We start from the raw sequence: 2,939 nt of genomic DNA, 5'->3' as shown, positions 1-2,939 counted from the left end.
GACTGGGGTTCATCGCCGCTGCGCGACGATCCGCGATTGGGGCTTGACTTCGGGGCCCTTGCGAGGCGCTGGGTCGGCCGGAAAAGGCCGGTAGCTTCGCGACCGGCCGAGCCACTAGTGGTAGCACCTCGCACCCAAAGTAAAGCCCCAATCGCAAAGAGCGGGTGGGTTCACCGGCTCTGATCGGCGTCAGGGGTGACTGCTCGCCTTCGGCTTCGCTTGGAAGTGCGGGGGTTTGTACGGCTCGCTTCGCATCGCCATTGTTTGGCGTAATTGCGCCGCAGAGAAGCTGCGCTATTCAGCGAACCCCTCGCTGTCAGCTCTTCGCGCGCTTGGGGCACCTCCCAAGGGCGATGCGAAGCGAGCCGTCTGCCCTCTTCGCTGATCAGAGCCGGTGAGCCCACCCGTGGTTTGGCGATTGGGGCTTGACTTTGGGTGCGAGGTGCTACCCATTCGGGCTCGGCCGGTTGCGAAGCATCCGGCCTTTTCCGGCCGATCAGAGCGCCTCGCAAGGGCCCCGAAGTCAAGCCCCAATCGCTATCGTCGCGGAGCGGCGATGAACGCCCTTGATTCGAAAAGGTCTGCACGACCACGCTGGAACAGGAACGGAAAAGGTCCTGCGGAACCACGCTGGAACAGGAACCACGCACGCCGAACACCCACGCTGGAACGCGGGCCGCCCCCCGACGGCCGACGCAGCACAAACCCCAGAAACCCCAGTGGTAACGGATGAACCAGCGGTACCCGTCAAAGCATGATCGTCGGCGTGACCACGGTGCGGCCCGGCTCGCCGCGCGAGTTCACCAGGTGCACCAGGATCTGCGTGGTTCCGGCCGGCACGTCGGGCAGGACGAAGCGGCCGCCGTCGTCCGCTCTGGTGCTGGTGGACTTGTGGTCCGCCACGCGCACCTCCACCTCGTGCTCGCCCGCAGGGACCAGCCAGCCGTCGATGCGGTGGCGGGAGCCGGTCGAGGTGAAGTTCACCATCAGGGTCAGGTTGTCGACGGTGAAGGTGATCGTGCCGGTCTGGCCGCCGCGCACTCCCGCGAACGAGCCTGCCCGCTCCCAGCGCGCCACTTCGACGTCCAGGGACTCCAGGGCTATCGCGAACTTCACGCGGTCCACCAGGTCGGCGGGCGGTGGGTCCAGTTCGTCCACGAGCCTGTTCAGTTCGGAGAGGACTGCGGTGTCCTCAAGGCCCCTGCGGTCGTCGCGCGGGTCGATCTCGTTCACCGCGATCCTCCTTCCGTCTCCAGGTAGTTGCGCAGCAGTGTCAGGCACCGTCCCCTGGTCGGACCGATGCTGCCGTGGGGCATGGCGAGCGCCTCGGCGACCGCTCGGTACTCGGCGCGCCCCGCGAGCACTGTGAGCCGGAGCAGTTCCTGGCACCTCGTGGTCAGGCGGCCGAACGCGAGCCACAGGCGGCGGTCGCGGTCGTCCATCAGCGTCACGTCCTCGGGCAGGCCGGTGTCGGACTCGAGTTGTTCGGCGTATTCGTCGGACAGGTGCGTCTCACGCTTGTTGGGTGTCCAAGTTCGGCGCGCTTCACGCCTCGTGGTGACGACCAGGTAGCCGACCAGGGCTTTCGGCTCGTTGATGTTCTCGATGTTCTTCAAGAACGCGAGCCACACGGTCTGCACGACGTCCTCGGAGGCGGTCCTGTCGAGGCCCTGGCCCCTCGCGACGTGCCACAGCAGCGGGGTCAGCTCGTCCACCAGGACGTTGAGCGCGTCCCGGTTGCCCTCGCGTGCCGCGGCGACGCACATGGCGTGCCGTTCGGTGCCCTCAAGCCCGTCCCACGGCGGACGGTCATCCGCCGTGTGCAGCTCGTCCATGCAGCACCTCCGATCGGCCGCCCTTGTCAGCGCCGTCCGCCAACTCATGAAGGGCTAACCGGGCGGTAGATACGAAATTCACTCGATTGGAGCAGTACCGGCGCCCGGCTGACCTCATCTTTCCCGGGCATGCCAACGGCCCGTGATCCCCCCTCCGCATCACGGGCCGCCGGTGCAGGAGGCCTCGCGCCGGCCGGCACCCCTCGAACCGGCTGACGCGTGGCCCCCACGCCTGGTGCACAAGCTCTCATCTTGGAAGAGCGGAACTCAGGCGATCAGATACAGCCCTCTGACGCGCGGAACCGCGACTCGGCTCCCAATTCGCGAAAGCACATCGACACGACCGTTATGGTCTAGACCATGTCGATTCTCGAAGTGATCGCACTCAACGCGAGGGACGCCGTGGCCGCTCAGGAGGGCGGCGCCGACCGGCTCGAACTGGTCGCCGACATGGCCTCCGACGGACTGACGCCCTCGGTCGCCACCTTCCGCGAGGTGAGCAGGGCCGTCGACATCCCGATCCGCGTGATGCTCCGCGACGCCGAGGGGTTCGCGCCCGGCAACCTCAAGCACCTGCGCCGCCAGGCGTGGGAGCTGCGCGAGGCCGGTGCGAGCGAGTTCGTGCTCGGCTTCCTCGACGCCGGCGGTGAGATCGACGAGGGCGTCACCCTGAACCTCCTCGCGGAGTTGGAAGGGTGTGCCTGGACGTTCCACCGCGCGCTCGACAACTCCAACGACGTCTTCCGCTCCTGGGCGACCGTGCAGACCCTCGGCTGCGACACCGTCCTCGCCGCGGGCAGCCCGAAGGGCGTCGAGGACGGCTTGGAGAACCTGAAGAAACTGACGGCCCAGACACCTCCGGCGCTGCTCGTCGGCGGCGGTCTGCAGCAGCGGCACGTGTCGGAACTGCTGGCCGCGGGCGTGACGGGCTTCCACGTCGGCAGCGCGGTCCGGCCGTCCGGGTGGGATTCACCGGTGGACGTCGCTTCTGTGAGGGAATGGGTCACCCTTCTGGTCTAGACCCTTGCCCTGGTCCGTTCTACAGTCACGTTGCTTCCTGTGAAATAGCTGTTGCAACATACGCAACGTGGAGGGCGCGACGAT

The 2,939-nt window shown here is 67.1% G+C and carries 3 protein-coding genes; 1 reads left to right on the top strand and 2 read right to left on the bottom strand.

The window, feature by feature from the left end; all coding sequences use genetic code 11:
- Positions 1–747: 747 nt before the first annotated feature.
- Together VF330_RS03395 and VF330_RS03390 are read right to left on the bottom strand one after the other, a co-directional pair.
- Positions 748–1,224 carry a carboxypeptidase regulatory-like domain-containing protein gene (locus VF330_RS03395; protein WP_166045729.1) on the bottom strand — a complete coding sequence of 159 codons (477 nt, stop codon included), beginning with the start codon at positions 1,222–1,224 and terminating at the stop codon, positions 748–750.
- 5 nt (positions 1,225–1,229) lie between these two features.
- A complete protein-coding gene (locus VF330_RS03390) occupies positions 1,230–1,835 on the bottom strand; it encodes a sigma-70 family RNA polymerase sigma factor (RefSeq protein WP_330850000.1) in 606 nt (201 codons plus the stop codon).
- 360 nt (positions 1,836–2,195) lie between these two features.
- Between VF330_RS03390 and VF330_RS03385 the strand changes: the two genes are divergently transcribed.
- Positions 2,196–2,855, top strand: a complete 660-nt coding sequence (locus VF330_RS03385) for a copper homeostasis protein CutC (protein WP_330849999.1) — start codon at positions 2,196–2,198, stop codon at positions 2,853–2,855.
- Positions 2,856–2,939 lie beyond the last annotated feature (84 nt).

Source organism: Lentzea sp. (assembly GCF_036380075.1).
Lineage (GTDB): Bacteria > Actinomycetota > Actinomycetes > Mycobacteriales > Pseudonocardiaceae > Lentzea.
This window is presented reverse-complemented; position numbering and strand designations above follow the sequence as displayed.